Source organism: Scytonema sp. NUACC21 (assembly GCF_054684315.1).
On record NZ_BAAFZH010000091.1, the window covers coordinates 61,786 to 83,913 of the forward strand.

20 protein-coding genes and 3 pseudogenes are annotated in these 22,128 nt (G+C 44.4%); 14 read left to right on the plus strand and 9 right to left on the minus strand.

What is annotated here, in order from left to right; genetic code table 11:
• Positions 1-84: 84 nt before the first annotated feature.
• Genes ACYRY3_RS24690 through ACYRY3_RS24700 form a run of 3 tightly spaced genes read right to left on the minus strand, consistent with a single transcriptional unit; the run spans position 85 to position 2,406 of the window.
• Positions 85-930, minus strand: coding sequence for a hypothetical protein (locus tag ACYRY3_RS24690; RefSeq protein WP_460204283.1), 846 nt, complete (start codon positions 928-930; stop codon positions 85-87).
• Complete coding sequence (locus ACYRY3_RS24695) at positions 914-1,612, minus strand: helix-turn-helix domain-containing protein (protein ID WP_460204284.1); 699 nt, start codon at positions 1,610-1,612, stop codon at positions 914-916. Before ACYRY3_RS24695 ends, ACYRY3_RS24690 begins: the two co-directional genes overlap by 17 nt.
• Entirely contained in the window at positions 1,609-2,406 is a 798-nt protein-coding gene (locus tag ACYRY3_RS24700; RefSeq protein ID WP_460204285.1) for a TIGR04255 family protein, read from the minus strand. Before ACYRY3_RS24700 ends, ACYRY3_RS24695 begins: the two co-directional genes overlap by 4 nt.
• A gap of 705 nt (positions 2,407-3,111) precedes the next feature.
• Between ACYRY3_RS24700 and ACYRY3_RS24705 the strand changes: the two are divergent.
• Positions 3,112-4,374, plus strand: a pseudogene (locus tag ACYRY3_RS24705) (thiamine pyrophosphate-dependent enzyme); the annotation flags it as partial.
• A 278-nt stretch (positions 4,375-4,652) separates the two neighbouring features.
• Here the strand turns inward: ACYRY3_RS24705 and ACYRY3_RS24710 are convergent.
• On the minus strand, positions 4,653-4,787 hold the full coding sequence (locus tag ACYRY3_RS24710) for a hypothetical protein (protein WP_460204372.1): 135 nt from the start codon (positions 4,785-4,787) through the stop codon (positions 4,653-4,655).
• A 130-nt stretch (positions 4,788-4,917) separates the two neighbouring features.
• Between ACYRY3_RS24710 and ACYRY3_RS24715 the strand changes: the two genes are divergently transcribed.
• Positions 4,918-6,636: an ATP-binding protein gene (locus ACYRY3_RS24715; RefSeq protein WP_460204286.1), complete on the plus strand. Its 1,719-nt coding sequence runs from the start codon at positions 4,918-4,920 to the stop codon at positions 6,634-6,636.
• A gap of 6 nt (positions 6,637-6,642) precedes the next feature.
• On the opposite strand, the gene ACYRY3_RS24720 is transcribed toward ACYRY3_RS24715, so the two are convergent.
• The 4 genes from ACYRY3_RS24720 to hisD all read right to left on the minus strand — a co-directional run bounded on the left by ACYRY3_RS24720 (position 6,643) and on the right by hisD (position 11,208).
• Positions 6,643-7,443, minus strand: a complete 801-nt coding sequence (locus ACYRY3_RS24720) for a M15 family metallopeptidase (RefSeq protein WP_460204287.1) — start codon at positions 7,441-7,443, stop codon at positions 6,643-6,645.
• Positions 7,440-9,119, minus strand: coding sequence for a protein kinase domain-containing protein (locus ACYRY3_RS24725; protein ID WP_460204288.1), 1,680 nt, complete (start codon positions 9,117-9,119; stop codon positions 7,440-7,442). Before ACYRY3_RS24725 ends, ACYRY3_RS24720 begins: the two co-directional genes overlap by 4 nt.
• 186 nt (positions 9,120-9,305) lie before the next feature.
• A complete protein-coding gene (locus ACYRY3_RS24730; RefSeq protein ID WP_460204366.1) occupies positions 9,306-9,731 on the minus strand; it encodes a universal stress protein in 426 nt (141 codons plus the stop codon).
• Positions 9,732-9,906: 175 nt separating this feature from the next.
• Complete coding sequence (hisD, locus tag ACYRY3_RS24735) at positions 9,907-11,208, minus strand: histidinol dehydrogenase (protein WP_460204289.1); 1,302 nt, start codon at positions 11,206-11,208, stop codon at positions 9,907-9,909.
• Positions 11,209-12,034: 826 nt separating this feature from the next.
• Between hisD and ACYRY3_RS24740 the strand changes: the two genes are divergently transcribed.
• Genes ACYRY3_RS24740 through ACYRY3_RS24765 form a run of 6 tightly spaced genes read left to right on the plus strand, consistent with a single transcriptional unit; the run spans position 12,035 to position 19,255 of the window.
• Entirely contained in the window at positions 12,035-12,901 is an 867-nt protein-coding gene (locus ACYRY3_RS24740) for an STAS domain-containing protein (protein ID WP_460204290.1), read from the plus strand.
• Between the two features lie 15 nt (positions 12,902-12,916).
• Positions 12,917-13,312: an STAS domain-containing protein gene (locus ACYRY3_RS24745; RefSeq protein ID WP_460204291.1), complete on the plus strand. Its 396-nt coding sequence runs from the start codon at positions 12,917-12,919 to the stop codon at positions 13,310-13,312.
• A complete protein-coding gene (locus ACYRY3_RS24750; RefSeq protein WP_460204292.1) occupies positions 13,299-13,697 on the plus strand; it encodes an anti-sigma regulatory factor in 399 nt (132 codons plus the stop codon). The genes ACYRY3_RS24745 and ACYRY3_RS24750 overlap by 14 nt, the downstream gene beginning before the upstream one ends.
• A gap of 7 nt (positions 13,698-13,704) precedes the next feature.
• A complete protein-coding gene (locus tag ACYRY3_RS24755) occupies positions 13,705-14,703 on the plus strand; it encodes an ATP-binding SpoIIE family protein phosphatase (RefSeq protein ID WP_460204293.1) in 999 nt (332 codons plus the stop codon).
• 45 nt (positions 14,704-14,748) lie between these two features.
• Positions 14,749-16,926, plus strand: coding sequence for an ATP-binding protein (locus ACYRY3_RS24760; protein WP_460204294.1), 2,178 nt, complete (start codon positions 14,749-14,751; stop codon positions 16,924-16,926).
• Positions 16,919-19,255 (plus strand): hybrid sensor histidine kinase/response regulator, encoded by a 2,337-nt coding sequence (locus ACYRY3_RS24765; protein WP_460204295.1) that lies wholly within the window; start codon positions 16,919-16,921, stop codon positions 19,253-19,255. The genes ACYRY3_RS24760 and ACYRY3_RS24765 overlap by 8 nt, the downstream gene beginning before the upstream one ends.
• A gap of 367 nt (positions 19,256-19,622) precedes the next feature.
• On the opposite strand, the pseudogene ACYRY3_RS24770 reads toward ACYRY3_RS24765, so the two are convergent.
• A pseudogene (locus ACYRY3_RS24770) lies at positions 19,623-19,832 on the minus strand (cytochrome b/b6 domain-containing protein); the annotation flags it as partial.
• Between ACYRY3_RS24770 and ACYRY3_RS24775 the strand changes: the two are divergent.
• From ACYRY3_RS24775 to ACYRY3_RS24800, 6 genes and pseudogenes are all read left to right on the plus strand, one after another.
• Positions 19,819-20,118 carry a hypothetical protein gene (locus ACYRY3_RS24775; RefSeq protein ID WP_460204296.1) on the plus strand — a complete coding sequence of 100 codons (300 nt, stop codon included), beginning with the start codon at positions 19,819-19,821 and terminating at the stop codon, positions 20,116-20,118. The pseudogene ACYRY3_RS24770 and the gene ACYRY3_RS24775 overlap by 14 nt on opposite strands.
• Positions 20,078-20,389 (plus strand): hypothetical protein, encoded by a 312-nt coding sequence (locus ACYRY3_RS24780; RefSeq protein ID WP_460204297.1) that lies wholly within the window; start codon positions 20,078-20,080, stop codon positions 20,387-20,389. Before ACYRY3_RS24775 ends, ACYRY3_RS24780 begins: the two co-directional genes overlap by 41 nt.
• Positions 20,390-20,457: 68 nt before the next feature.
• The gene (locus ACYRY3_RS24785; RefSeq protein WP_460204298.1) at positions 20,458-20,784 is read left to right on the plus strand and encodes a hypothetical protein; all 327 of its coding nucleotides are present in this window, start codon (positions 20,458-20,460) and stop codon (positions 20,782-20,784) included.
• 31 nt (positions 20,785-20,815) lie between these two features.
• Positions 20,816-21,016: a hypothetical protein gene (locus ACYRY3_RS24790; RefSeq protein WP_460204299.1), complete on the plus strand. Its 201-nt coding sequence runs from the start codon at positions 20,816-20,818 to the stop codon at positions 21,014-21,016.
• A pseudogene (locus tag ACYRY3_RS24795) lies at positions 20,982-21,410 on the plus strand (Hsp70 family protein); the annotation flags it as partial. The gene ACYRY3_RS24790 and the pseudogene ACYRY3_RS24795, both read left to right, overlap by 35 nt.
• Positions 21,411-21,814: 404 nt before the next feature.
• On the plus strand, positions 21,815-22,066 hold the full coding sequence (locus tag ACYRY3_RS24800) for a hypothetical protein (protein ID WP_460204300.1): 252 nt from the start codon (positions 21,815-21,817) through the stop codon (positions 22,064-22,066).
• Positions 22,067-22,128 lie beyond the last annotated feature (62 nt).

Consider the following 22,128-nt stretch of genomic DNA (forward strand, 5'->3'; position numbering starts at 1 on the left):
AATATCTAGCAGTCCCATCTAATTTATGCAACCCTAGCTGATGCAGAAAACATTTACTATATAAAAACTGTGAAATCCTTGGTTCTAGTGAGATAAGCGATCGAGATCGAGAGGATTACTCTCAACATAATCTTTCGCTGTAATGTCCTCCAGAGTAACCACTTGCCCCTCAACAGATTGGAAGCGTCCTGATACGGGAATGAGCTTCAACCACTGTTGCAGTAGTTTATCCCATCCTGTCCCTTGGAACTGAACTTGTTCTTCATGTCGAATAAACCAAAACATGAGTTGGATTTTAGAGTCATTCCAAGAAGGCGCTGCTCGTACTCTAATCTCATATAAAGCTCGAAGTGCTTCTCCCTCAGGGCTTGACTTGTCATGCTTGTCTCGAAGCCGACTTTGAAGCTTGCCAACCCATTCAGTAAAATCATCAGGAAAGGCAAAACGAACTCGTTTTCGTGCAAGTGCTTGACCAAGTGTTCTAACTTCTCGATCGCTTTGGCATCCAGGTTTTCGCTCCCATCCTGCGACAACTGCCTTCTCCACCGTCATTACGCGATCGAGATCGGCAACGAGATGATGTTCTGCTACCCCCGAAATAAAGGCGTACTGAGGTCGTCTACCTCGTTGAATCTCATATAAAGATTGCTCATTAACTTCTACAAGAGGCACGACTTCTATAAACGGACGGGATGAGCAAGAGCGGACTATATCGCATGTTTGCGTAACCACAGCAAAGCCTCTGACTTCAGATTCTACAATATCAATTCCTTGTTCTGCAGCACTTTCAGATGCCTTGGTTAGAGGTCGCTGAGGATCGCATCGTTGGACAAACCAATGCTCGCCCAGTACATAGTCGCCCTGACGCCACTCTTTAAGTGCCAAGTCTATTTCCTGAATCCATCCCTGATGTTCATTGCCTGGTGTCACGTTTGCGGCTCCTTACCACTTGAGCGGGTCTTGTTCGCCCAACCTCATAATGGATAGGGTTTTGAAGAGCATCGACCAAATCTTCTGGTTTCTGGGGCATACGTAACTCACTGGCGTCTGCAGATAACGGAACTAGCTGTGGTTTTTGGGATGCGTCACCACAACCAAGAAGTTGCTTTACTTCCTCATGCTTACCCGCAATCAAGAGATCGAAAGGAAGCTTACCGTCGCTACTGGGGTTTAGTAAGATACTGCGGTTAATGCTTGCACTACCTCGATTGATATATCGGATGGTTGCTAAAAGTCGATGAAGGCTTTCCTCATTAAATCGGGACAATGGCTGTCCGCTTGCCCAAAAATGGAGACTTCTTCGTGAGACGTTGAAAAGTCTAGCAAGCTGCTCCCATGTTAACCCGCTCAATTTTCTGATTTCATTGAGAGCAGCTCGAGTTGCTTCTGTAGAATCAGTTGATTGGGGGACTAAATTAAGACCACTTGTTGTTCGCTCTGAAATAACTAACAAACTCCAATCGAAAACTGGTTCATTACTTACTGTTTCAGACGGAGCAGGAAAAACTGTGACTAAAACACGGCGAGGAGCAACGTAGTTTAACATAGATCCATTTGCGGAAGTGCCCCAATGACTTGTCTGATTATAAGTTCTAGTTAAAAGAGTATTCATAGTTCGCCTCCAAAGCGCTGTAAAAAGTCATCTGTTACTACCCATCGAAAGAAAGTATAAATTCGCTCTGCAAAATGCTGTGCTTCGCTCATAATAACTTTGATACTAAATTCTCGCTGCGTTGAGACAGACATATCTAAATCTAGCACCCAGCTTGGTTGAGCAATTGGTTCAACTACTGTCGGATCGATAGTTGTATCAGCAGATAAAAGCCCCCACCGGGCAAGTAATTGACCATGCCCCTCTGGCAAGTTAAATAGAGACTCACTAATTGTTTGATGTACGGATTTCCCAAACTCTGTTGACAAAATACCAGCAACTTCAGGGCGTACAAACTTTGAAAGGTCTTTTGTATCCTGCTCCACAAGTCTATCAATATAGCGCAATCCAAATCTTTCAATAATTTGAGGTTTGATATGTAAATCGAGCGCTGTAAGTACATTTTCTAAACGTTCTAAAAAGTCACTTCGACTTGAGTAAGCTAATGTCTCAAGTGCTATAAAGTCACGTGCTAACGAAACTCGCCAATGACTACCAGCATCTACAAATCTCCAGATTTTTTGGGGTTCAGTTGATACAACTCCTTGAGAATCTAAAATCAACCCCCGACTCTGCTCTAACTGTAGCAGAGGATATTTTTCTCGAATTGCTTCCTGAAATGGGGCAACAAAATTGCTTTCTTCGATTGAGAGAATGGGTGGGAAGCGCACTTGGGCTAGCACACGAATGAGAGGCGCTTCTTTTAACGGCACCTCGCCTGGTGGTTTTGCAATGAGTGGGTTGGTATGAACCAATGCTTTCCATCCTTTGTCTTCTGCTTTTTGGAAGACTGTATGTGCTTAGTAATTGGGAATACTTATTTAAGTTTCCTAAACCTATCATAGGTTAAAACTGTGAAGTACAGTGTGAAATTTAAGCAAGGTTTACCGATTTGATAAAAAATATTAAGTACTGTCATAGCTATTCCGTGGGTCGCAACATTGAGGTACAATACAAAGTTCTCTACACAAGTAGTAAGTAACTGCTGTGTTGTCCAACACAAATTTGAGATTTTTTTGACATTGCTCTTGCCTATTATATAGATAAGCATTTATACTTATCTATAAATTGTTGCCATTCCATAGAAAAAGCCTTGCAGTACTTCACGCTATTTAAAGCAGTCTTAAGATTGCTAACAATGGCTGATGTTCTGTTGCAAAATATCGATGTGAGGATCGAAATTCCAAGATTGCGATTGCACTTGTGTTCGCGGCAATTATCCGCAGCGCTGTGAAAATCCCATGGGTTTAGGCAACGAAATTCTCAGGAGTTCCGAAATCCTCTGTCTTTTCTTCACTAAATACTGCCAGTATTCGCGGTACACTCAAATAGGTTTCTTAGAGAGCGATCGCGAGTAAATTTTTACCAAAAACCACCATAAACGTACTGTTCTCTTTCGCGGCGAACCGCAATTGATAACGGTTCGGTGTGTAAGTCACTGAAATTTAGGAATATTAACCATGACTACTGCTGTAGCTGCTAGCTTTCCGATTAATCTTAGCGCTTACAAAAAATTAGCACTAGACCCAAGCAATCCTACCCTAACTAGTGAGCAAAGAGAAACACTCAAAGCTAACATTCAGCTTTGCCGCGATGCAATTGTTTTCTTCACCGCCACAGGTGCTGCTAAAGGTTTGGGCGGACACACTGGTGGTGCATACGATACAGTACCAGAAGTTGTTATCCTTGATGCATTCTTCCGGGGAGCACCCGATAAATTTGTACCTATCTTCTTTGATGAAGCAGGACACCGTGTTGCAACTCAATACCTGATGGCTGTTTTGCACGGCGAATTGGATGCTGAAAGCCTAGTCCATTACCGTGAAGCTCATGCAAAATTGCCCGGACACCCCGAACTTGGTTTAACACCAGGTGTTAAATTTAGTTCCGGACGTTTGGGGCACGTTTGGCCCTATGTTAATGGTGTAGCGTTAGCCAATCCCAACAAAGTTGTTATCTGCTTGGGGTCAGATGGTTCCCAACAGGAAGGTAATGACGCAGAAGCAGCACGTTTGGCGGTTGCTCAAAATCTTAACGTCAAACTCATCATTGATGATAATGATGTGACCATCGCCGGACATCCTTCAGAGTATCTACCAGGTTTTAGTGTTGCCAAAACACTGGAAGGTCACGGGCTAAGTGTCAATGAAGGTGATGGCGAAGACTTAGACGATTTGTATCGCCGCCTTTGTGAAGCAGTCACCAAACTAGGACCCGTTGCTTTGGTTAACAAGCGGAAGATGGCTGTGGGAATTGAAGGTATCGAAGGCTCAACCCACGGTCATGATGTGATACCTGTAGATAAAGCGATCGCTTACTTAGAAAAGCGTGGATTAACCGAAGCTGTCAACTACCTCAAGAGCATACCCAAGCCCAAGCATAGCTACACATTCCTGGGTGTCAGTGACAAATGGGGTTCCAACCGGAACGTATTTGGCGAAGCGGTAGTTTCTGTTCTCAGCCGCATGAGCGAAACCGAACGTAAGGAAAAAGTACTGTGTATTGACAGCGACCTCGAAGGTTCCTGCGGATTGAAGAAGATTCACGACACTTACCCAGAAATCTTCGTCAGTTCTGGGATTATGGAGAGAGGCAACTTCTCCGCTGCTGCTGGATTTGGTATGGAGAAAGGCAAGCAAGGTATATTCGGTACCTTCAGCGCCTTCTTGGAGATGTGCATTTCCGAAATCACAATGGCGCGGTTGAACTACTCCAACGTCCTCTTGAGCGCATTCTATTTTTCCTCTCCTATGCCAATCTACAAGAGTGTACCTCATGAAATCCATATCTTTTTTGTACATATTCACTTTGTAAACTCATATCTTGCACCACCATTTCCCAAGCGAAAATAATAGGCCCAAAAGCTTATTATTACGTAGTGGGCACCGCCCACCACCCCTTTATTGAGAAGGTGCAAGATGTCAGTAAACATAAATGCTAGCCGATACACTTACATTTGCTAGCATATCCCCACAGATTTGTTACGTTTCATCAAGAAAAACTACGTTATACCGCTTTTAGATTCCATGACACAACGGCGCAGTGATGGCATTTGGGTATCTTCCGCAAGGAAAGTCTCACCAAATCCGCCACTTCCTAAAGTGCGAAGAATTTGATAGCGGTTGTTTAGCAGCATTTGCATCTACTTAGCGTTTGTCAAGCTTACAAAGGAAACTGCGTTGCAAAAATCTTTCCCAGTATAAATGCGAATGCTCGAATAAACCATTCACAATAGAATTTGACGCGATCGCTTCGGAAGATACAACGTGAACGGAGACGAGTTTGTTAACCAAATTCAAGACTTGGAGAAACGGATGGCTAAACTGCAACAGGATGCCAGCCAATTACCCTCAAGCAAACAAAGTCAGATGATGGAAGCCCTTGAGAGATTGAGGACTGCTTTGAGGAGCTTGCAGGTAACAGAGGAAACCATCCGACTTTTGCTGTCTGCGGTACAGCAATCCAAAGATTCAATTGTCATTACCACAGCAAAACTCGATCCACCAGAACCTAAGATTGTTTTTGTCAATCCAGCCTTTACTGAGATGACTGGTTACACGATTGAGGACGTGCTGGGTAAAACTCCACGCATACTGCAAGGTTCCAAAACAGATCGTGGGGTGCTAGATGAGTTACGCAAACATCTGTCCGAGGGAATGCCTTTCCACGGTGAGGCAATCAACTATCACAAGGACGGCACGGAATTTTTTATAGAATGGCACATCACCCCAATTTGTAATGTCAATAAAACTATCACCCATTTCGTTGCCATTCAACGAGATATTACCCCTCGCAAACGCATGGAGCAAGAACGCGATCGCCTCCTGCAAAAGGAGCAAGCAACTCGTGCCGAAGCAGAAGCGGCAAACCGAATTAAAGATGAGTTCTTGGCAATGCTGTCTCACGAACTCAGAACCCCTCTCACCCCGATTCTAGGTTGGTCAAAGCTACTGCAAACAAACAAACTATCGGAAGCAAAACTCCAAGAGGCAATGGCAGCAATTGAGCAGCACGCCAAACGTCAGGCAAAACTTGTCGATGACCTGCTCGACCTCTCGCAGATTGTACGGGGTAAATTAACACTTGATTTGACTGTAGTAAGTTTAGTCACAACCATTGCTGCTGCCCTGGAAACGGTTCGTCTGGCGGCTGAAGCGAAGTCAATTCATATTAAGACGATGCTTGACGTGACTGTGGGACAAGTCATGGGCGATCCTGACAGATTGCAACAAGTTTTTTGGAACTTGCTCTCAAATGCCATCAAATTCACGAGTGAGGGCGGTTCTATTACAGTAGAACTAGAACGAGTTGATGGCTATGCCCAAATCTCAGTTACGGACACGGGACAGGGTATCAGCGCTGACTTCTTACCCTTTGTGTTTGACCGTTTCCGGCAAGAAGATAGTACCATGACGCGCCAATTTGGAGGATTGGGGTTGGGGCTGGCAATTTCCCGGCAAATCGTGGAAGCTCATGGCGGAACAATCGTGGCAGAAAGCTCTGGTGTTGGGCAAGGAGCAACCTTTACTATTAGATTACCTCTCATCAAGACTTCCAAACAAATAAACTCAAACAGCGAACTCCCCAGGTCATTCCTAAATTTGAGTGACATAAAAGTCTTGGTGGTAGAGGATGACCCCGGTACGCGGCAATTTGTCGCCTTTGCACTCGAACAGTATAAAGCTGATGTTACCACAGTGGCATCGGCTCAAGAGGCGCTAGAACTACTGGCACAGTCGAAGCCAGATATACTGGTTATTGATATTGGGATGCCAAAAGTGGATGGTTACAGCCTAATGCGTCAGATTGCAGTGATGACTTCTGAGCGAGGGTGGGATATTCCGGCGATCGCTCTGACAGCTTATGTAGGGGAGAATGACCGACGACAAGCTCTTGCGGCTGGTTTTCAAATCCATCTCCCCAAACCAATTGAACCTGCTGAATTAGCTGAAGTTGTTGCCCGATTTAGCAGCAAAAAACAATGAGTTTGTTTAACCTTGCTTTCTAGCAAAAGTAAATACTGCTGCTGCATTTGATGAACCTACGTACCTCCAATGCCAAGGTTCAAAACTCACTCCTTGGGAATTCTTCTGGGGAAAAGACAACTCAAATCCAAACTCTCTACCATGACGAGTTAACCAACGATAGGCAGCTGTCTTTTCAAATTCTAAAGTGACATCTTGCCTGGGAGATTTACCATCAGTTAAATCTACAGCAAAACCAGTATGGTGTTCGCTAAATCCAGCAGGAGCGCTGATTTTTGCTGCTTTTTCAACAGAACCGCGACGCCTAATCTGGTCTTGAAACAATTTTTGTTGCTGTTCTACAGTGCGAAAACCCGAGACAGGTACTATCCAAACACCTTCTTGTCTGGCTGCATAAATCATCTGCATCAGCGCTTTTCCGGCATCAAAATGTAAAGACTCAAAGCGTCGATCTTCACCAGTGGCATAGCTAGCAACAATCATGAGTTCACTGGGATTTGCTTGTGCATAGGCAAAATGCCCGTATGATATTTGGCTTTGTATTGATTGTTGCTGACCGGGGGCAGGATTTGCTGGAACTTGTACTGGATTAGCCGACACAACAACAGGAGATACCTTTGCAGAACTGGCAGTTGGTACCACAGAAACAACATTTGATGGAGGAGATGTTGTTGCTCGAACACTCGTCGGGTTTGGCGCGGAAAATTTCATCATTAATGCTGCACCAATAATTATGGTAAATGCAACAGCTGCCGCGACGACAAAAATTCGCACAACATAGGGTAATTTCTTAAAAAATATCATCATTGTGAATTGTTAATAATTTCAGTTGAAGCTATTTTCCAACGCTCATTTATAAATTGCAGGCTATAACGAACTGTTCTAGTTTTGAAATCAGTTTCTTTCGGGAGAATATTGCCATTTCTATCCAAAAGCGTGCGTTCTTCAGTCACTTTCACTTGAATAACAGCTTCATCTCCATTGACAGAAAATTCTTCTACGCTATCAATATTTTGTACGCCGTATTTGTAGTAGTGGCCATCTTTTTTGAGGGAACTAATTGAACCTTCATCTCCTGCAGTGCTAGTATACTGGGTACCTGTTGTTAATTCAGCAGCAGGTTGGGAGTCGTATGGAGGAGCAAACATCACTCGCTTCGCTTGCAACCATCTATTAATTAAATTTCGTGCTTCCCTTTCGTTGATTGCTGGTGCAGAAGATGAATTTGTGTTGGAATCTGTACTGCTGAGTTGCGATTGTTGGGAATCGGAGTCTGGTTGTGTTGAAAAATTGCTTTGTCTTGTTTTGGTTGGTTCTTGTTCACTGCCAGAATCAGTTGATTTTGAGGCTGATTTTGAAGTGGAACTAGACTGCACTACAGTTATTTGTTCTGGTTGAGTGAGTGTTTGCCCTTTAAAGAACCAAAAACCGCCTACAACGCATGCACCTACTAAAACCCCAATTGTGACACCCTGTTGCCAAGGCGCTAAACCACGATGACTTGCGAAGGCTGCACCAGAGGTGACAACTGGCTGTTGGTAGGATACCGGAGGTTGTCCAGCTGGTAGTGTTGGTTGTTGCTGCACTGGTATTGATGGAGGGGGTGGAGTTACCACAGGATTGGCAATAGGAACTGTGGGAGGAATGTAAACCGGCACTGTGGGCGCAACGGGAGTTTGTAATGCCGCCAACATTTCCTTAGCGCTAGAATAGCGATCGCTTGGCGTTCTTCTGATTGCTCTATCCAACACATTGGCAAAATCGGGGCTGATATGGGGAGCAAAATCCCGCCAGAAAATTTCCCCAGTCGCATTATCGTAGGCTAACTGTTGCGGCATTCTGCCTGTAAGCAAGTAAATTGCTGTTAACCCCAAACTATAGACATCACTGGCAAACACCGGTCTACCTACCGATTGTTCGGTAGGCATAAATCCTGGTGTTCCAATTACAATTGATGGATTGGCGCTTCCAGAAACTAGTTCGGTTTGCATTGTCAGTTTCACTGCACCAAAATCAATTAAGACGGGTTTGCTATCTGACACGCGCAGAATAATATTGTCTGGTTTAATATCCCGATGCACGATACGTTTGCTATGAACGTAGTCCAGAACCGGCAAAATATGAATTAAAATGTCCTTGACCTGTGTTTCACTGAGCAAACCTTGCTGGTGGACTCTTTGAGTTAAGGTTTGACCTTCGATATACTCTTGAACTAAGTAAAACTGCCCGTTCTCAGAAAAATAAGCATATAATCGGGGAATGCGATCGCTGCTATCACCCAGTTCTTCTAAAATTGCTGCTTCTTGCTGAAAGCGCTGTTGCACCAATTGGTAAACTTGGGGATTATCGGCAACAGGCTTAAGTTGCTTAATCACACAGCGACGACTAGAGGGCATTTGGGTATCTTCTGCTAAAAACGTTTCCCCAAATCCTCCAGCACCCAGGACTCTCAGTACCTTATAACGACTGTTTAAGATTGTCATTCCTCTCCCTTTCACCTTGATTTATAAAAAAATCAATAGCTAAGTAATATTAATTACCTAACTCCAATTAAGCAGTAATCAAATTTACTCGCTTTTTCAGCAAATTGGTATAGATTTGCCAATTCTTAACAGCCTCTAAGTGTTTGAGATATAAACTTTGTATGAAATTTAAAATTGAGAGTTAATTCATGTACCTTTAACAACTAGCACAGAACAAGGGGCATCTTCCACAACTTGACTGCTGACAGAATTTTGCACAATTCGATTCACACCTGTTAACCCACGACTGCCAGTGATAATCAGGTCAGCTTTGTAAATGTTGGCAAGGCGAATAATTTCTTCTGCTGGGTCGCCGGTGACAAGTTCGATATCACTTTCAACTGGCAATTCAGTTTGGTATGCTTTGAGTTGTTTTTCAATCTCTAAGTAAGAAGATGCTGAAGACTCCCGGTGTGGACGGTCAGCAGGCATTTCTATCTCTGATTCTACAGTAGGAAACACATGGCAGAGAATGATTTTGCCATTTTTTGGCAGCATGAATTGCTGTACGGTCTGAATAATTTGGTCAGTAATTTCTGAATCATCCAAAGCTACCAAAATTGTTTTTATCACTGCTGTTGCCTCCAAAAGAGTAAACCTCTTCCACGGATAATCTAAGTCATGATAGTTAACGGCTATACTCCCCCCGTCCAAATTTTGGGCTCGGGTTTGCATAGCCTTAAGCTAGTAGTTTGCGATCGCCAACTACTTTTTGCAAAAACTTTAGACAAAAATTAATATTTCACAATCATTTATCCTTTTCGACGCGGCGTTGTACTGAGTTACTGTGGGATGGTAAGCCCTCAGCAGCTGCTAGAGCATCAATTGCATCAGCCACCTTTTCTAATGCTGTTGGTGAGTATTGAATAATACTAGAGTGCTTCATAAAGGTTTCAACTCCCAATGGTGAGGCATAGCGGGCAGCACCAGAAGTGGGTAGGGTATGGTTGGGTCCTGCCAAATAATCTCCTACGGCTTCTGGTGTGGAATACCCCAAGAAAATCGCACCTGCGTTGCGAATGAGTGGTAGTATTTCCCAAGGTTCTTGTACTTCTAACTCTAAGTGTTCGGGTGCAAATTCATTTGAGAGTTCCGCAGCTGCTCGCAGCGATTCCACAATCACGATCAAGCCGTAGTGGGCAAGGGCTTTTTCGGTGAGGGTACGTCTGGGATGATCTATAAGCTGTCTCTCGACTGCGACTTTTACGTTTTTTGCCAAACCCGGATCTGTGGTCAGCAACACGGCGGCTGCCATTGGATCGTGTTCTGCTTGCGCTAACAAGTCAGCCGCAACGTGTACGGGATTTGCCGCATCGTCAGCAATAATTAATACCTCGCTTGGACCTGCCAAGGAATCAATGCCGACTGTGCCGTATACTAGTTTTTTCGCTAATGTGACATATATATTACCCGGACCTGTAATGACATTTACTTTAGGAATCGTTTCTGTACCGTAAGCCAAGGCGGCGATCGCCTGTGCTCCTCCAACACGATATATTTCTTGTACCCCGGCTTCTTGGGCAGCGACCAACACTGCTGGGTTAATCGCTTTTTGCGGTCCCGGTGGCGTAACCATTACCACGTGCGGTACAGCAGCCACTTTTGCCGGAATAGCATTCATTAACACCGTACTTGGATAGGCGGCACGACCACCCGGCACGTATAACCCTGCCCTATCTACAGGTGTGTAGCGCTTGCCCAGCACTACATCATCATCGTCAAAGTGAACCCAACTTTTTGGAACTCGCTGGCGGTGAAACGCTTCTATTTTGCGGCACGCCAGCTGAATTGCCTCAAGTAACTCTTGCGATACCTGTTGGTAGGCTGCATCCAGTTCTGAGCCTGTCACGCGCAGTTCTTCTGGTTTGAGGGTTTGATTGTCAAATTCGGCTGTGTATTGCAGTACAGCTTTATCGCCTTGGCGCTTCACCGCCTGCAACACTTCTCGCACTGTTGCTTCTTTGTGAAGTACCTGTTCATCTTGGGTGCGATCGCAGATCCGTTGTAGTTCTGCTCTAACGTCTGCCTGCTGAGTAATGATTCGCAGCATGGAGTAAGGACAATGCCAAATTGAGAGAATTCTTGCTGTGAGAAATGAGTTTTGCTCCTTACCCAAATGAGAGGCGCAAAGCTAACCCCAACTCTCATCTCTAGCTTAACCTGGATTTTTTTGATACTTCCACGGCTTCCCACATCTGGTTTGTTAAAAGCCGATTTTCGATTGCTAGCTGATTAAAAATCAATAAAGTTGTTATAAAGGAGTGGGCTTGCCAGTTCTTCATCATTTCGGGTTCCTTATCCTGAAGTCTGTGGGAGGTTACTAGTACTTTTTTCAAGCAGTTCCACCTTTCAAGCTTCAGTAGGAACTCAGTATAATTTTTATGTATCTTTTACTTCATAAGCCAACATTTTTACAGAGGGGATGGACTTAGTCTCTATATGTAACCCCCGAACTTTAGCTTTTGACTAAAAACTGCCTTACGCATAACGCCTCAAATTTAGAGACGCTGCATATAGCTTTAGCCACCACTTTATGATGGGTGGTTTTGCTAAGTTCTATTGTAGAGGAGTATTTTATTCTATCGTATTTTTAGAGTTGACAGCAAACCCCCGATACCCTTTGTCGTTCTGAAAAAGGAGAAGGGGGTGAGTAAATATATTGAAATACACAGTGGTTCACGCAAACTTTACTGCTCGTAAAGCACAAACAGGTTTCGTGGTAACCTTTGCCGATATAATAAACAAGCAATTAGCCTTCAAAAAACTACTTCAAGCTGCCTAGTTGGTCATTATATCCTGAGTGAGCTAGTTTATTTGACAGCCTGAAACTTAATCTGTAAACTCACCCAATAGAAACGTGGAAAAGGAGCCTTTGTATGGGCTTGAACGGCAAAAGCCATATTCCAGAAATTTTAGATAGATATGAAGCGGAAGTATTGGCGGAGTGGTTCCAAGAGCTAAAGTCCGTAAGTAACCGCAGAGGGTTGCTTAGAGATGTAGAACTGCACGAGGAATGCAAAGAATTTCTCTTGGTGTTGAAAAATGCCGTACAGCAGGGGAACCTGAATGACATTCAATCTCCCGAATGGAACAATGTACGAGATACACTCACTAGTATTTCCCGCAGCCGCAGCCAAAAGGGGTTTACGTCCACAGAAACAGCAAGCTTTGTTTTCTCTTTTAAACAACCCCTGTTCTCCCGCCTGCGCTCTGAACTGCAACAGGACGGACTCACCTTAAGTGAGGAAATTTGGTTAGCAACCACCCTTCTGGACAAGCTGGGGCTCCTGACAACTGAGGTGTATCAAAAAGTAAGGGAAGAAATTATTATTCGTCAGCAAGAGGAGTTGCTGGAACTGTCAACACCAGTTGTCAAACTGTGGGATAACATCTTAGTTTTACCACTCATTGGCACTCTTGATAGCTCCCGCACCCAAGTCATCATGGAGTCCCTCCTACAAAAGATTGTAGATACGGGTTCGGAAATGGCAATTATTGATATCACGGGCGTGCCAACGGTGGATACTTTGACAGCTCAACACTTACTAAAAACGATAACGGCTGCTCGTTTGATGGGTGCTGAATGCATTGTTAGTGGCATTCGTCCCCAAATTGCTCAAACCATTGTATACTTGGGAGTCGATCTGGCTGATGTAGTCACAAAGGCAACGCTAGCTGACGCCTTTGCTTTAGCTTTAGCACGCCTGGGGTGCAGAATTAGCTGTGCCCCAGAGCGGTCATAAAGAGGAGCAGGTTTTATGGAACGCATTCCAATACTCCAGATGGGTGAATTTCTACTCGTCACAATCCAAGTTGATATGCACGATCGCTTGGCTATGACCTTACAGGATGACCTGACAAACCGCATCACAAAAACCAATGCTCGTGGGGTGTTAATAGATATTTCATCTCTAGAACTTGTCGATTCGTTCATAGGTCGCATCATAGGAAATATTGCTAAAATGTCACGGATACTTGATGCGGAAACAGTTGTAGTTGGAATGCAGCCAGCAGTAGCGATTACACTGGTAGAGCTAGGGCTTTCTCTAACAGGCATTTGCACGGCCTTAAATGTTGAAAAGGGAATGGCGCTGCTGCAATCTTCGTTAAGCGCAGCTTCTGGAGGGCGCACGACGGGATATGCCAAAGGTTGAGACAATAAGCATCCAATCCGGAGCAGATATTGTTTTGGTTCGGCAAGCGGTGCGTCAGTTGGCAATAGAACTGGGCTTTAGCCTGATAGACCAAACTAAGATTGTTACAGCCGCAAGTGAACTTGCACGCAATACTTTAGATTATGGGGGTGGCGGGACGGTACAATTAGAAGCCCTTTTTGAAGGAATCAGGCGGGGGCTGCGACTGACATTTGAAGACACTGGACCGGGGATCTCAGACATTGAATTAGCGCTGAAAGACGGTTACACCACTGGTAAAGGGCTCGGTATGGGGCTGGGTGGGACGAAGCGGCTGGTCAACGAATTTAATATCGTTTCCCGTGTGGGAGAGGGTACCTGCATCACAATTACAAAGTGGAGATAATTTTATTATGACAAACCCCGTTGCCCTACCGATTTTAGAGCCAAGTCAGGCAGGGGAAGCGAGAAGGAAAGCGATCGTCTTTGCCAGCCGATTGGGTTTTAATGAGACAGAGCGGGGTAAAGTGGCCATTGTGGTCACTGAAGTTGCAAATAACCTGATTCGATATGCTAAAAATGGTTTGCTCCTTCTGCAAGCGAAGACAAAAAATGATGTCGCAGGTATAGAGATTCTCGCTCTAGACTCTGGACCGGGCATGGACAATATTGATGAGTGCTTGCGTGACGGGTTTTCAACAGCGGGAACACCAGGAAATGGTTTGGGTGCGATCGCTCGCCTTTCAGATTTTTTCGATATTTACTCGCTTCCAAATATCGGGACAGCCTTAGTCGCCCAACTTTGGGCAGATATAATACCATACAACCAGCTAAAAGACAATCTAGAAATAGGTGTCGTATGTCTGCCCAAGACAGGGGAAAAAGTTTCAGGGGATGCTTGGGGAAGCCATCAGGAAACAAACAAAGCCCTTTTGCTTGTAGCTGATGGTTTAGGTCACGGACCACTCGCTGCCCAAGCATCTTTGGAAGCTGTGAGAATTTTTCAAAAAAACGCTTTCATGACTCCAAGAGCTATTGTAGAAGCGACTCATAGGGCTCTCAAAAGCACAAGGGGAGCAGCTCTTGCGATCGCCGAAATAGATTTTGAACGTCAAACTGTTAGTTACACTGGAATTGGCAACATTGCAGGCAGTATTCTCGCGACAGTAAGCAGGCACAGTATGGTTTCCCAAAACGGCACAGTCGGGTACGAGATGCGTAAAATTCAGGAGTTTACCTACCCTTGGTCTAAGGGAGCACTTCTCATTATGCACTCTGATGGGCTAAAAACTCAATGGCGCTTGGAACAATACCCCGGATTGCTTAACAAACATCCCAGCCTGATTGCGGGTATTTTGTACCGGGATTTTAACCGGGAACGCGATGATGTTACTGTACTGGTTGCTCGTTAGTGGTTAGTTGTTACGCCTACTATTGTCAATCTTCTAAAATGTTACGTGAGTATTACACTTCTTACCTTGGAAATCCGCTTTGAGCAAGACGTTGTTATGGCTCGCGGGCGCACGCGACAGCTAGCGGAACTCTTGGGATTTGATGCCCAAGACCAAACTCGTCTTGCGACAGCTGTCTCGGAAATTGCTCGCAATGCCTTTCAATATGCCAAAGGAGGGAGAGTTGAATTTTGCTTAGAAGCTACGTCGCCTCAAACATTTCTCATTTGCGTTCGTGACACTGGTTCGGGTATCCCAAATCTACAAACCATTTTAGACGGACAATACAAATCAGCCACAGGAATGGGATTGGGCATCTTTGGCGCGAAGCGGCTCATGGATGAGTTTCAAATCGAATCACAACCGGGTTACGGTACAATAGTTCTAATGAAAAAAAGTTTGCCAAAACGGTCTCCTATTCTTACCCGAGAGCATTTGACACAGATAATCGATGGATTAATTAGGAGACCGCCGCAAAATCCCTATGAGGAAATACAGCAGCAAAACCAAGAACTGCTTCGTGCCTTAGAGGCTTTACGCAAGCGTGAAGAGGAGTTAAATAAGCTAAACCGGGAACTCGAAGACACCAACCGAGGCGTTGTAGCTCTCTATGCTGAATTAGATGAAAAAGCAGATTCCTTAAAGCGAGCTAATGAACTCAAAACCCGCTTCCTCTCAAACATGAGTCATGAGTTCCGCACACCTCTTAACTCAATTATTTCTCTCTCCCGGCTGCTGTTAGACCGGATGGATGGAGACTTAACACTTGAGCAAGAAAAACAAGTCACTTTCATCCGTAAAAGTGCTGAAGGGCTTTCTGAGTTAGTGAATGATTTATTAGACTTGGCAAAGGTTGAAGCAGGTAAGATTGTTGTATATCCGACTCAGTTTGAAGTGGGTGAGTTGTTTGCAACATTGCGAGGGATGCTGCGCCCGCTACTTGCCCATAATTCCTCTATTTCCCTGATATTTGAAGAACCAGAAAATTTTCCATCATTTCATACAGATGAAAGCAAGGTTGCCCAGATTCTGCGAAACTTCATTTCCAATGCTTTAAAGTATACCGAGCGGGGTGAGGTGCGGGTTAAAGCTACAATAACTGCTAATACAATTACATTCTCCGTCGCTGATACAGGTATTGGCATTGCACCACAGGATAGGGAACGGATTTTTGAAGAATTTATCCAGGTAGAGTCTTCCCTACAAAAACGGTTCAAAGGCACGGGTTTGGGATTGCCCCTTTCGCGCAAATTAGCTGAGTTATTGGGAGGAAGCGTCTGGGTAACCAGTACCTTGGGAGTTGGCTCAACGTTCTATGCATCCATTCCGATTCATTATCCTGGTTTTCTAGAAGAGCCAATTCCATTGCCACCCATTACCTGGCAAAAAGACCCGGTTCGTGCTCCTGTGCTTGCGATCGAAGACGATGACCAAACTCTTTTCACTTATGAGAAGTATTTTGAGGGTTCAGTTTATCAACTCATTGCAGCGCGATCGCTCTCACAAGCCAAACAGGCATTGCAAGTGTTCAATCCAGTCGCTATCGTGCTGGACATTTTGCTAGGGGAGCAAAACACTTGGGCTTTCCTTTCTGAATTGAAAGAAAACCCAGCCACCCAAAATATTCCCGTTATTGTCATTACTGTTGTAAATAATGAAAGCAAAGCAAGGGAATTAGGCGCTGATGCATTTTTTATTAAGCCTGTAGATAGATTATTACTGCTCTCTCAAATGAATATGCTTGTCAAGCAGGGCAGGCTGCAAAAGTTATTGCTCATCGATGATGACCCGGCATCTCGATACGTGCTCAAGCAACTTTTGAGTGATTGTACGGGCAGAGACACCCCCGCTCTACACATTATTGAGGCAAATGATGGACGCGAGGGTACTCTTTTAGCTCAAATAGAAAATCCCGATTGCATTATTGTGGATATTTCTATGCCCGGTATGAGCGGGGTTGAGGTTCTATCGGTACTAAAAAGCACCCAAAACACTCATTCCATTCCCGTGATTATTCATAGCTCCCAGCCTCTAGAAGAACAAGAGAAAAGGAACCTGGCTCAAAGCACCGTTACAATTCTCTCTAAAGAAACAGCATCTTCAGAAGTGGCAATTGCCCGACTGAAAGAAGCACTCATCAAAGCTGGGCTTGCTCTTTTGTGTGTAGGGGAACGATATGTCTGAGCAGCCAGTTACTATTTTGCAGATAGAAGATAACGAAGCCAGCCGTTATATTGTCAGGCGGATGCTGCGAAATGCGGGCTTTCAGGTTGTAGAAGCAGCTACTGGTGAAGCTGGGTTACAACTGGTTACTTCAGAACCACCGGACTTGATTATTTTGGATGTGCAACTGCCCGATATTAGTGGATTTGAGGTTTGCCACCGGATTAAATCCAACCCAGCGACTGCCTCAATTCCCGTACTTCATCTATCTGCCAGTTTTGTTGAAAGCAAGGATAGGACACAAGGGCTAGAAAGTGGTGCAGATGGCTACTTAGTACAGCCCGTCGAACCAATGGAGTTAATCGCAACAGTCAAATCTTTGCTCCGAATTCGGCAAGCTGAGGAATCTGCTTTGGCTCTAGCACGGGAGTGGCAAACCACATTCGATTCTATCAGTGATGGCATTGGTTTGCTAGATGAGGAAGGTAGATTCCTGCGCTGTAACAGTGCCATGAAATCTCTGTTAGGCAAACCGTTGAAAGAAATTATTAATAGCCTGCATCAAGATGTGATGCAAACACTACTTGGTTCTATCAAGGCAACACCTTTTATAAGAGTTCGGGAAACTCATTGTCGCGAGAACTTGGAGGTACAGTCCAAGAGCCGATGGTTCTCTGTAACTGTAGACCCTATATTTAATGAAGATAGAGCGTTTACTGGTGCCGTATATATCATAGCTGACATCACAGACCGCAAGCGAGCAGATGCAGCGTTGCAAGCAAGTGAAGAGCGGTTTCGCTTGTTGTTGGAAAATATGCAGGACTACGCAATTTTCTTCCTCGACACCCAAGGGCTTGTCAATGGTTGGAGCGCAGGGGCAGAAAGGATTTTGGGCTATCACGAAGCAGAGATTCTGGGCAAACCTGGTTCCTGTATCTTCATACCTGAAGACCTTGAGCAAGGCGAGGATAAGAAAGAATTGAGCAAGGCACTAGCGGAAGGCAGGGCTGAGAACGAACGCTGGCACGTGCGTAAAGATGGCACCCGGTTCTGGGGGAGTGGCATTGTCACGCCCTTACGAGATGAAACAGGACAGCTACGAGGCTTGTGTAAAATTATGCGTGACTTCACAGAGCGCAAGCAAGCTGAAGATGAACGCACTCAGCTACTTGCTCGCGCACAGGAGGCACGCGCCACAGCCGAGGCAGCAAACCGTCTTAAGGATGAGTTTTTGGCAACGCTGTCCCACGAACTGCGATCGCCTCTGAACGCGATGCTCGGGTGGATTCGATTACTCAATACCCGCCAGTTTGATGAAGTGACGACAGCACGGGCAATGGAGACCATTGAGCGCAATGCCAAGGCACAAGTGCAGTTGGTTGAGGATTTGCTGGATGTTTCTCACATTATTCGCGGTAAGTTGCGCTTGAATGTTTGCCCCATTGAACTGATGCAGGTGATTCAAGCAGCGATCGAGACGGTGCGTCCGGCGGCTGAAGCTAAGGAAATTCGCCTGGAATCTTTCCTTGACCCAGCAGTCGGTCTGGTTGCAGGTGACTCCGAGCGCTTGCAGCAAGTTGTTTGGAATTTGTTATCGAATGCCATTAAGTTTACACCCAAAGGCGGATATGTTACGGTGCGTTTAGAACGAGTGGAATCCCACGTAGAAATCACCGTCACGGATACAGGTCAAGGCATTAGCCCGGATTTCATTCCCTATGTTTTCGATCGCTTTCGGCAAGCAGATAGTTCCACAACTAGAAAATACCCTGGGTTGGGGCTGGGCTTAGCAATTGTGCGTCAGTTGGTAGAACTGCACGGCGGTACAGTTCATGCCCACAGTGAAGGTGTGGGGAAAGGAGCAACCTTTAAAGTTAGACTACCGCTTGTTCAACACAGCAGCGGATCTCTTGAGCTGGGGGGACTCGGGGTTTCTGCTCTTGATAGGGGAGAAGATTCTTTTTCTTCAGCCATTCTCAAGGGGGTACGAGCCCTGGTTGTTGATGATGAAACTGATTCACGCGAGTTTATCGTTGCAGCTTTAGAAGAATTTGGCGCACAAGTCACAGCTGTTGCTTCAGCTACCGAGGCGTTGAAAACCGTCTCAGAGTTAAAACCAGATGTCCTCATCAGCGATATTGGGATGCCATTTGAGGATGGATACAGCTTGATTCGCAAGGTACGAAAACTCACACCGGAACAGGGAGGACAGATTCCAGCAATTGCGCTGACAGCTTACGCGAGGGCTGAAGACCGGGCGCAAGCAATATCAGCGGGTTTTCAAGCACATCTTTCCAAGCCTGTGGAACCAGAGCAACTCGCAACAGTAGTGGTAAAGTTACTTGGATAAGTAGCTGGGTGGCATCGATCTTCACCTGTTGCAGACTATCGCAATCCCGTTTAGCCGTGATTGCTGTTCCAATATTTTTGAATCAGCTGCTCATATAATGAGATAAGCCGCATATATGCGTTTATAGCAGCTACGTGCGCTTCTACAGCCTGCGTATACAAGGTCAGGGCTTGAGTATTCCCCCCTCCTTTAGAGTTGCAATTGCTACAGATAAATGTGATATTTGTATGGAGTACTTTAGGAATTTATGGTACTCTTTAATAAACTCGTGATATTCACGTGAAACGTAGGAAATATCTTGGTAGCTATAACATATAGGTAATTTAGGGAAATGGGGATAGTCACAAGTTAACTGGCTTTGTTCCGTGAAAGCAGGCAGTACAAGCAAGAAAAATAATGCAACCGTTCCATGAATGCCCTGTATATCCTCAATTTTAAAAATTTGTATCTTGCCAAATCTTCCATCGTAAGTATTGTAAACCAAAAATCCAGTCACAATTGCTGTAATAGCTAAAATTCCACTCACGCCATGAAGAACTCGCAACAATAAAGGTTGATATGCTATGAAACGTGGCATAGAAATTATCCTTAAAGACGCATCAACAGTTTCTCTACTTAAGCCCTATAATATCTGTAAACCACTTATTGAAGAATATATGGCTGGCAGAAAAAAACTTGACCGCACTAACCTGCATGCAAGAGTGGCATTAGGAACGGCGGAAAAACTAAAAGAAATCGCTTATGCACTCGATTATATCTATGATGGAGAAGGCTCAACCGGTCAATTGTTAGATGCGATCGCTTCGGGAAAACTCATACTAATTGCTACTCGAAAACATTCTGATTCCGAAAAAACTGGTTGACATATTAGAAGCAGCAATTGACAATAAGAAATGGGGATGTATGCATCCCCATTTTTTAAGTAACAAGGAGGTGATAATCGTCACAAGAAACGGTAACGGTCATAAAGGGTTCTTTAACCCTGTTAAGGTTTTTATCCACATTCTCCAAAACGTTTGGAAGAAACAGGATAAAGTTTCAGGGGAGACGTACCTCGTAGACTCGGAAGTTGTTGAGCAAGATCTGGATGATATTGCAGATCAACCAGATCGACCTGACAACATCGACAACTAACTTCTAAGTTAGTAACCCCTAGTAGCTAGCTAGGGGCTGTCTCTAGTTTAATCTTACTTAAATTGATTATGACAGTTTCCAACACCACAGTTGTTTATCCTATTTATTATCAAATTATTGAACGTAGGGGAAATGGTTGGGCGTTTAAGCACGGTACCCCCTTCATTAACTTATTTAATGCTCCTACACTGTCAATTGAAGAGGAATTTGCTGCTTTTGGCACTTCTATGAAAAAGGTTGCTATTGAGCTATTTAGAATTAATGGCGGTCAACAAGGCTACTACATAGCGAATATTAAAGATAAAAAGTACTATTACTGTGGACGAGAATGGGAAGATGTTAAAGCTAAACTAAGGGATCTCTTAATTGGTAGACCAGACCCAATGGAAACATAGACTTTTGCAAAAAGGTTAATCAAAAAAATCTATGCGATGCATGGGAAGACAGCGCTACTACGAACCTCAACACTACGAATTTATGAAAAACTGTACTTACTCCCTTCCCGCCAAAAGATTACCTAAACACATAGATGTAGATGTAGGTAGGGCTAAAGCCCACCACAACGCCAAGATGGTGGGCTTTAGCCCTACCCAGTTATGGTGTCCGCTATTGGAACCGCCGCAATAACTGCCACAACTGGCATCCCATCGTGAGGGCAGGTCAGCCCTATCCCATGACGCAGCCAGTGGAATTAGTTTTGGGTGCTTCTGTGGAGAATCAACCTAGCATTGAGCTAATTATGGGTGAATTGGGAGCAGAAACTGGTGGGACGGAAGTATATTTTGATGGCGATCGCTTAATCACTCGCCGTCTGGATAACACCCAAACCAGTGTCAAACCTCTAAACGATCGCGATGGTGCTAGAACTATTGCTCAATTGTCACCCTTAGGTTATCCGGGAAGCGATCGGATAAAAGTTCTGTTTCTAGTTGATGAGCAACGCTTTTTACGTATTACTGTTGAGGACTTATTAACCAATGAAACTTTGTTGGAGAATCAACTTGTCGCACAGTTAAGTTAACAGGGGCAGGTTTAACCAAAATCCTTATACTTTTGCTCTCAAGAAACACATCCCATCGCAGTAGAGTAGGGTGGGCACTGCCCACCGTCCCATAATTGAGAAGGTGCAAGACGCCACCCTCCGACTAGCGGCTGTTGGTCACTAGCAACAAAGAATATAGAGCTTCTCCGTTGCATACAATACACAAATGTAGAGACGTTACACATAAAGTCTCTACATGATTCTTGGTGATGCATTTAATTCAAATGAGAACCCCTATAACCTACACCCTAAAAATTATTTTTAAATATCATCTATCTAAAGGCTGAAACCTCAATCTAACTATAGGTAGCTGCAAGCAGATAAGGAATTCATAAAATCTAGTATTAACTACTTGCCTTATTGAGTCCTCATGTAGAACAGCAATGCACCCAAAGTTTCACACCACACCCGAGCAAAAGGAGACACTGTACCAATCAGAGCTATTTCGGTATGGTGTTGCATATGATAAAGCGGCAATAGCTGCTAAAATTTTAGCTTCTGGAAAACCAGATGAGGATTTAACCTCTGAAGAAATAGAACTTGTCAATGAAGTTTGTGAGGCATGGCTAGCAAAACACAAGCGTCACAAACATTTAAATCCATTTATTACCAAACATAAACAACGACTCTACTAGGTTATACGCAGTGTTTTTCCGATTCATCCAACGCCAGAAGTAATTAATCTATAAATTGTTTT